The organism is Streptomyces sp. NPDC034099 (genome assembly GCF_055575415.1).
Genome location: NZ_JBVISR010000012.1, coordinates 1 through 7,629, shown reverse-complemented (window position 1 = coordinate 7,629; position 7,629 = coordinate 1). Strand labels below are relative to the sequence as shown.

Sequence of the window (7,629 nt, the reverse complement as noted above, 5' to 3'; positions counted from 1 at the left end):
GACTCGGCGGGCGCCGTTGTCTCCGGTGCGGGCCCGGTTGCCGTGGGTCCTGTCGAGTGGCCTGCTCCCGGCGTCGGGGAGGGGTCGGGTGAGGGTCGGGCGGGTCGGCGCGCGGAGTGGTCCGAGGGCGGTGCCGGTCACCGTGCCGCGCGGCGGTCGGACGATCCCGCCCTGCGGACGGCGGCTCCGGCCGAGCGGCCTACCGTCCGACCGCTTGCGGACGGTCGTAAGGCGTCGCGGCATGACGGTCACGGGCGGCCCGACACCGAGGGGGCCACCGTCCGCCTGCGTGGAGTCCCGGCCCCCGAGCACCCCGACGAACCCCCGCGCTACGCCCCCGAGTGGCTGCGCCTGCGGGAGCCCGCCGACGCCGCCGCCCGGGCGCACGAGCTGCTCGGCCCGTTGCGGGCCAGGCTCGCCGATCCGCCGGGGCGGGCGGACGGGCTGGTGGTGCACGACGTGGGCTGCGGCACCGGGTCGATGGGGCGCTGGCTCGCCCCGCTGCTGGACGGCGCCCAGCACTGGGTGCTGCACGACCGGGACCCCTACCTGCTGCACTTCGCGGCCGTCGCCGCCCCGCGCACCGCCGCCGACGGCAGCCGTGTCACCGTCGAGACGCGGCGCGGGGACCTCGCCCGCCTCACCCCGGACGCCCTGACCGGCGCCGCGCTGGTGACGGCGTCCGCGCTGCTCGACGTCCTCACCGCCGAGGAGGTCGGCACCCTCGCCGCCGCCTGTGCCGCCGCCGGTTGCCCGGCGCTGCTGACCCTCTCCGTCGCCGGACGCGTCGACCTCACCCCGGCACACCCGCTGGACGCCGAGATCGCCGGGGCCTTCAACGACCACCAGCGGCGAACCGGCATGCTCGGCCCGGACGCGGTCGACGTGGCGGCCGAGGTCTTCGCCGGGCACGGCGCCGCCGTACGGGCGCTCCCCAGTCCCTGGCGGCTCGGTCCCGACGAGGCCGGGCTCACCGCCCAGTGGCTGCGGGGCTGGGTCGGTGCGGCCGTCGAACAGCGCCCGGAACTGCGGGAGCGGGCCGACCGGTACCTGGACGAGCGTCTCGCGGCCTGCGCGGCCGGGGAGTTGCGCGTGGTCGTCCACCACACCGACCTGCTGGCGCTGTGCCGGCCGACGGGCGGGGCCCCGTGAGCGCACCGACGCCGCCGACGGCACCGGCCGTACCGGCACCGGCCGTACCGGCGCGGGACCTGCCGACGCCGCCGTCCCCGGACACCCCCGTCGGCGCCCGGACTCCACGCCGCCGCGCCCTGCGCACCCACCTCGGCACGCTCGCCGGCACCGCCGTCCTCGCCGTACTCCTGTGGCGGCTGGGGACCGGCGCCCTCCTGGACGGGATCCGCCGCATCGACGGGCCCGCGGTGCTGGCCGCCCTCGGGATCGGGCTGGTCACCACGGTCTTCAGCGCCTGGCGCTGGGCCCTGGTGGCCCGGGGCCTGCGCATCCGGCTGCCGTTCGTGGCGGCCGTCGCCGACTACTACCGCGCCCTGTTCCTCAACGCGGCCCTGCCCGGCGGTGTCCTCGGTGACGTGCACCGCGCGGTGCGGCACGGGCGGAACGCCGGAGACCTGGGGCGCGGCGTGCGCGCCGTCGTCCTCGAACGGGTCGCGGGGCAGCTCGCGCTGATCGGGGTCGGGGTCGCCGTACTGCTCACCATGCCGTCCCCGGTGTTCGCCGAGGCCCGGCGGGTCGCACCGCTCGCGGCCCTCGCCCTGGCCGGAGCGCTCGCCGTCGTCCTCGCCCTGCGCATGAACCGGACGCCCGCACGCACAACCCCCGCACGCAGGACGCCCGCACGCCGGGGACCGGCCCTGCGGACGGCGCTCGGTGAGGCACGGGCCGGGCTGCTGTCCCGGCGGAACCTGCCGGGGGTCGCCCTCTCCTCCGGTGTCGTGCTCGCCGGGCACCTCACGATGTTCGTGCTCGCCGCCCGGGTCGCCGGCAGCGCGGCCTCCCTCGCCGCGCTCACCCCGCTGGCCGTGCTGGCGCTGCTCGCCATGGGGCTGCCGCTGAACGTCGGCGGCTGGGGCCCCCGGGAGGGCGTCACCGCCTGGGCGTTCGGCGCGGCGGGGCTGGGCGCGGGCACCGGGCTGGGCACGGCGGTGGTGTACGGCGTGCTCAGCCTCGTGGCGAGCCTGCCCGGTGCCGCCGTCCTCGTCGCCCGCCGGCGCACCGTGCGCTACCCGCGCTCCTCGTCGGACACGGTGACCTTCGCCGCCGTCAGCAGCGCGAAACATTCCGCGAAGGAATCCGCGAGGCCCGCCAGCAGTTCCTTCCCCTTTTCCGCCGATCCCAGTGAAGGACGCCCGATGACACCGGAAGCGGTATAGGCGGACATACCGAGGGAGAGCAGATGACGCCGGTCGTCCGCGACGAAATCGGCGGCCTCGTAACCGGGCCGGACCAATTCGGGGTGCGTGTGCAGAAGAATGGAGGTCTCGATTTCCCCCGCGTGCATGTCGGTGAGCAGCGAGGTGGCCACCCCCGCCCGCTGCCGAGCCGTCTCCCAGTCCTCGGCGGCCGGGAACAGCGCCATCCGCTCACCGCGCGCGGTGGACTCCTGGACGACGTTGCCCAGTACGTAGTTGCCGCCGTGCCCGTTGACCACGACCAGGGCCCCGACACCCGAGCGGCGCAGCGAGTCCGCTATGTCCCGCACCACCGCGTGCAGGGTCACGGCGGAGACGCTGACGGTCCCGGGCCAGTCCGCGTGCTCGTGCGAGCAGCCGATCGTCACCGGCGGCAGCAGGTGCACCGGATACGCGCCGGCCAGCTCGCGGGCGACGGCGCACGCGACGAGGGTGTCGGTCGCCAGCGGAAGGTACGGGCCGTGCTGCTCGTAACTCCCGACCGGCAGCACCGCGACCTTGGAGCCGCGTGCGCGCACGTCTTCGCTCGTGTCCGCCGGCACCAGTGAAACATCCATTTCCGCACGGCCTTTCATCTCGATTGAGCAATCTGTTGAGGAACGCGAAAATCATGACAGAAAAAATCGGTGTACTCGGCAAGAAGGCATCCCAGCGCACGGACGTGGAGCGGATCGTGGTGACACCGCTGCCCACCGTCTACGGGAAATTCCGGGCGTACGGCTATCTCGACCACGAACGCGGCGACGAGCAAGTGGCCCTGGTGCACGGCGACCCGGGCAGCGAAAGCGTGCTCACCCGGCTCCACTCGGAGTGCCTGACCGGCGACGCCTTCGGCTCCCAGCACTGCGAGTGCGGCGCCCAACTCACCTCCGCGCTGCGGCAGGTGGCCGACGCGGGCAGCGGGATCGTGGTCTACCTGCGCGGCCACGAGGGGCGCGGCATCGGTCTGCTCGCCAAGCTGCGCGCGATGGCGTTGCAGGCGGAGGGCCTGGACACGGTGGAGGCGAACCTCGCCCTCGGCCTGCCCGTGGACGCCCGGGACTACGGTGTCGCCGCCCGCATCCTCGACGACCTCGGTGTGCGGTCGGTGCGGCTGATGTCCAACAACCCGCGCAAGCGGGAGGCGTTGGTGCGGCACGGCATCGAGGTCGCCGAGCAGGTGCCGCTGTTGATACCGCCGTGCGAGTCGAACATCACCTACTTGCGCACCAAGCGGGAACGGCTCGACCACCACCTGCCCCACCTGGACGCCATGGCGCACGTGTCGTCCTGAGCCCGAGGCGCCGGGTCCGGCCGCTCCGGATCAGTCCGCGACGGCGTCGTGCACCAGCCGCTTCAGGTCCGGATAGACCGTGTGCGAGGACCTCGGCCGCACCTGGGTCATGAACTGCACCGTCAGTCCACGGCCCGGGTCGACCCAGAAGGTGGTCGTCGCCACTCCGCTCCAGCCGTACGTGCCGAGCCCGGAGGGCGACCTGGTGCGGCTCGGGTCGGTCACCACGGAGACGCCGAGGCCGAAGCCGACGCCGTCGTTGCCGGGCTCGTCGTGCGCAGGGTGGCTTCCGAAGGAACGCAGGTCGGCGCCGCCCGGGAGGTGGTTGCGGGTCATGAGGTCCACCGTCGCCGGGGCGAGCAGCCGGACCCCGTCGAGTTCGCCGCGGCGGCGCAGCAGTTCCGCGAAGCGGTGCACGTCGTACGCGGAGGAGACCAGGCCGCCGCTGCCCGACAGGAACCGCGGCCGGCCCCGCAGCGGCAGCCCGGGGACCGGTGTGATGCCGCCGTCCTCCGTCTCGCCGTACAGCTCGGCCAGGCGTCCCGCCTGCGCGTCGGTGACGTGGAACCCGGTGTCCGCCATGCCCAGCGGCCCGAAGATCCGCTCGGCGCAGAACACGTCGAGGGGCTGCCCGGACACCACCTCGACGAGCCGCCCCAGTACGTTGCTGGCCACCGAGTAGTTCCACTCGGTGCCCGGTTCGAACTGGAGGGGCAGGCTCGCGTACAGGTCGACCGTCTCGGCCAGGTCCGCGCCCGGCCGCACCGATGACTCCACACCGGCCGCCCGGTACAGCGCGTCGACGGGGTGGGTGCGGTAGAAGCCGAACGTCAGCCCCGCGGTGTGGGTCATCAGGTGCCGGACGCGCACCGGACCGGCGGCCGGCCGGGTGACGACGTCGTCCCCGGTCCCCCCGACGTACACCCGCGGCTCGGCGAAGGCCGGCAGGTACCGGTCCACGGGGTCCTCCAGCGCCAGCCGGCCCTCCTCCACCAGGGTCAGCACGGCCACGGACGTGACCGGTTTGGTCATGGAGTAGATCCGCCACAGCGTGTCGGCCGTCACCGGGAGCCCGGCCGCGACGTCCCGCAGCCCGTGCACCGTCAGATGGGCGACGCGGCCGCCGCGCGCGACGGCCACCAGGAACCCGGGCAGCCGGCCCTCGTCGACCTGCCGGGCGAAGTGCAGGTCGAGCCGGTCCAGCGCCGCGGGGTCCAGCCCGGCCGCACCCGCGTCGACCTCCTGCCGCAGGGTTGGCATCGCCATCGTTCTCCTTGATCGTTCGTCCGGGACGCGTCCGGCATACCCCGTTCACGCCTCCCCGGAACGCCCGGCCCCGGTACGAAGATCCTCACTGGCGGCTGACCGTGCGGGTCAGGCCGGTGATCACCGTCGTGGCCAGGATCCAGCCGGTGATGATCAGGACGTAGGAGAGCGTCTGGTACCCGCCCTCGGGCGAGAACGCGTTCTCCTGGCCGAAGGAGATCACCGGCAGCAGCAGGTCGAGGGTGTAGAAGACCGGGTTGAAGCCGGGGGCCTCCTCCGGCTTGAGCGGCGGCGGATGGTGCAGCCCGTACGCGACCGAGCCGACCGCCAGCAGCGACAGCAGCCAGCCGCCCGCGCGCAGCGGACGGAAGCCGTACCCGACCGCGACGTCCTGGAGATGCCCCCACAGGCGGCCGTACCAGGGCAGCGTGCGCCGGCGCCGCCGCTGCTTGGCGAGCTGGACGAGGCGGGCCGCGTCGTCGTCGCCGATCCGCCGGTAGGCGGCGGTCAACTGCTCATAGGTGAAGGGGAGATAGCCGTCGCCCTTCTCCAGCATCGGCAGCCGCCGCTCGGCGGGCTCGTGCGGGATGAGCGAGGTGTAGGTGAGGTCGTTGAGCTGGACCCAGTCCGGCACCACCTCCGGTTGCAGGAACAGCACGTCCACCTGGGCGCGGCGCAGATTGAGCGCGCCCCGCACCACCGGGCCCTCCCGCAGCCAGAGTTCGCCGATCACGCAACTGCTGGCGCGCAGCGCGGTGTCCCCGGCGTTGTCCAGCCGGGCGTGCGACAGGTCCAGCCGGCCGGGTATCCGGGCGCCGCGCAGCTCCAGGCGGCCCCGGACGTCCGCGCGCCGCATCAGCACGTCGGCCTCGGCCGCGAGTGTCTCGGCATGGACGGCGGTGCCGCCCGGCCGGTCCAGCATCGCGTCGTTGAGATTGACCGTGCCGGCCACCCTGGCACCGGTGAGCCGGACCTCGCCGCCCGCGCGCAGCCCCGGCGCCCACAGGTCGGCGCCGAGCACCGCCTGGTTCAGCTGGAGCACCGGCCCCTCGGTGTCCGGTGCCTCGATGCGGGTGCTCTCCAGGTACAGGCTGCCGGTGACCTCCGCACCCGCGAGCCGCACCGTCCCGCCGAACCGGGCCCGGGTCAGCCGCAGTACGCCCTCCACCCGGACCGCGTGCGAGATCAGTCCGGGCAGCACGGACTCGCTCAGGTTCAGCTCGCGCAGCCGGGCCCCGTAGAACCTCGGTGCCTCGTCGAAGTGGCAGTGCCGCAGCCGCACGGGATGGTCGACCGTCGCGTACTGAAGATCCAGCCGTCCGGTGACCCGGGCGCCGGCCAGACTGAGCGCCGCGACCCGGCCCTCTTCCCGGGGGCCGTCCAGGAGCAGGGCGCGCAGCACGCTCGCGCGCACGGATCGTTCCGGCCCCCAGGTACCGCCCCCGGCGGGGTCGTCGAAGTCCGGGGCGCAGGGGTCCGGGGCGGAGGAGTGCGCGGTGCGGAAGTCCACGGCGGTGCCCGAGGCGAACGCCCGCCACAGACGCGACTCGGCCGGTGTCAGGTCGTTGATCTCCATCAGGGAGGGACTCTGACCCGAACCGGCCGATCACGTCAACGCGCTTTCCGGACCGCCTGCTTCCCGGCGGCTACTTCTTGGCCGACTCCACGGCGTGCCCGCCGAACTGGTTGCGCAGCGCGGCGACCATCTTCATCTGCGGCGAGTCCTCCTGCCGGGACGCGAACCGCGCGAAGAGGGAGGCCGTGATGGCGGGCAGCGGCACCGCGTTGTCGATGGCCGCCTCCACGGTCCAGCGGCCCTCGCCGGAGTCCTCCGCGTACCCGCGCAGCTTCTCCAGGTGGTGGTCCTCGTCGAGGGCGTTGACAGCCAGGTCCAGCAGCCAGGAGCGGATGACGGTGCCCTCCTGCCAGGAGCGGAAGACCTCGCGGACGTTGTCCACGGAGTCGACCTTCTCCAGCAGCTCCCAGCCCTCGGCGTAGGCCTGCATCATGGCGTACTCGATGCCGTTGTGGACCATCTTGGCGAAGTGCCCGGCACCGACCCTGCCCGCGTGGACGTAGCCGTAGGGGCCGTCCGGCTTGAGCGCGTCGAAGACCGGCTTGAGGTCGTCGACGGTCTCCTTGTCGCCGCCGACCATCAGGGCGTAGCCGTTCTTCAGGCCCCACACGCCGCCGGACACACCGGCGTCGACGAAGTTGATGCCGCGCTTGCCGAGGTCCTCGGCGTGCCGCTCGTCGTCCGTCCAGCGGGAGTTGCCGCCGTCGATGACGGTGTCGCCGGGCTTGAGCAGCGTCGCCAGCTGGTCGATGACGTGCTGGGTGGCGCCGCCGGCCGGCACCATCACCCAGACCGCGCGCGGCCGCTCCAGCTGGTCGACCAGCTCGACCAGGCTGTCGACGTCGGCCCGCTCGGGGTTGGTGTCGTATCCGACGACGGTGTGGCCGGCGTTGCGCAGCCGCTCGCGCATGTTGCCGCCCATCTTGCCGAGACCAACAAGACCGATCTGCATGTCAGTGCACTTCCTTCAGTTCACGGTAGGCGGCCACCAGCGCGGCCGTGGACGGGTCGAGGCCGGGCACGTCGGCACCCTCGGTGAGGGCGGGTTCGACGCGCTTGGCGAGCACCTTGCCGAGTTCGACGCCCCACTGGTCGAAGGAGTCGATGTTCCAGATCGCGCCCTG

The 7,629-nt window shown here is 73.5% G+C and carries 6 protein-coding genes and 2 pseudogenes; 3 read left to right on the top strand and 5 right to left on the bottom strand.

Annotated features, from left to right (window positions below; all coding sequences use genetic code 11):
* Positions 1-171 precede the first annotated feature (171 nt).
* Entirely contained in the window at positions 172-1,152 is a 981-nt protein-coding gene (locus tag ACZ56V_RS29810; protein ID WP_468946841.1) for an SAM-dependent methyltransferase, read from the top strand.
* Positions 1,125-2,150: pseudogene (locus ACZ56V_RS29805) on the top strand (lysylphosphatidylglycerol synthase transmembrane domain-containing protein); the annotation flags it as partial. The gene ACZ56V_RS29810 and the pseudogene ACZ56V_RS29805, both read left to right, overlap by 28 nt.
* Positions 2,151-2,200: 50 nt before the next feature.
* Here the strand turns inward: ACZ56V_RS29805 and ACZ56V_RS29800 are convergent.
* Positions 2,201-2,947 carry a creatininase family protein gene (locus tag ACZ56V_RS29800; protein ID WP_398918203.1) on the bottom strand — a complete coding sequence of 249 codons (747 nt, stop codon included), beginning with the start codon at positions 2,945-2,947 and terminating at the stop codon, positions 2,201-2,203.
* A 53-nt stretch (positions 2,948-3,000) separates the two neighbouring features.
* On the opposite strand from ACZ56V_RS29800, the gene ribA reads away from it, so the two are divergent.
* Entirely contained in the window at positions 3,001-3,663 is a 663-nt protein-coding gene (gene ribA, locus ACZ56V_RS29795; protein WP_467382909.1) for a GTP cyclohydrolase II, read from the top strand.
* Between the two features lie 30 nt (positions 3,664-3,693).
* Here the strand turns inward: ribA and ACZ56V_RS29790 are convergent, their stop codons facing one another.
* The 4 genes and pseudogenes from ACZ56V_RS29790 to ACZ56V_RS29775 form a co-directional block, all read right to left on the bottom strand.
* On the bottom strand, positions 3,694-4,923 hold the full coding sequence (locus ACZ56V_RS29790) for a serine hydrolase domain-containing protein (RefSeq protein WP_398918261.1): 1,230 nt from the start codon (positions 4,921-4,923) through the stop codon (positions 3,694-3,696).
* Positions 4,924-5,014: 91 nt separating this feature from the next.
* Positions 5,015-6,505: a membrane-associated oxidoreductase gene (locus ACZ56V_RS29785; protein WP_467382911.1), complete on the bottom strand. Its 1,491-nt coding sequence runs from the start codon at positions 6,503-6,505 to the stop codon at positions 5,015-5,017.
* 70 nt (positions 6,506-6,575) lie between these two features.
* Entirely contained in the window at positions 6,576-7,457 is an 882-nt protein-coding gene (gene gnd / locus ACZ56V_RS29780; RefSeq protein ID WP_356365923.1) for a phosphogluconate dehydrogenase (NAD(+)-dependent, decarboxylating), read from the bottom strand.
* A gap of 1 nt (position 7,458) precedes the next feature.
* Positions 7,459-7,629, bottom strand: a pseudogene (locus ACZ56V_RS29775) (glucose-6-phosphate isomerase); the annotation flags it as partial.

Coding starts and splice junctions, on each gene's coding strand:
- ACZ56V_RS29800 (WP_398918203.1), bottom strand. CDS start 2,947: ATGGATGTTTCACTGGTGCCGGCGGACACGAGCGAAGACGTGCGCGCA.
- ribA (WP_467382909.1), top strand. CDS start 3,001: ATGACAGAAAAAATCGGTGTACTCGGCAAGAAGGCATCCCAGCGCACG.
- ACZ56V_RS29790 (WP_398918261.1), bottom strand. CDS start 4,923: ATGCCAACCCTGCGGCAGGAGGTCGACGCGGGTGCGGCCGGGCTGGAC.
- ACZ56V_RS29785 (WP_467382911.1), bottom strand. CDS start 6,505: ATGGAGATCAACGACCTGACACCGGCCGAGTCGCGTCTGTGGCGGGCG.
- gnd (WP_356365923.1), bottom strand. CDS start 7,457: ATGCAGATCGGTCTTGTTGGTCTCGGCAAGATGGGCGGCAACATGCGC.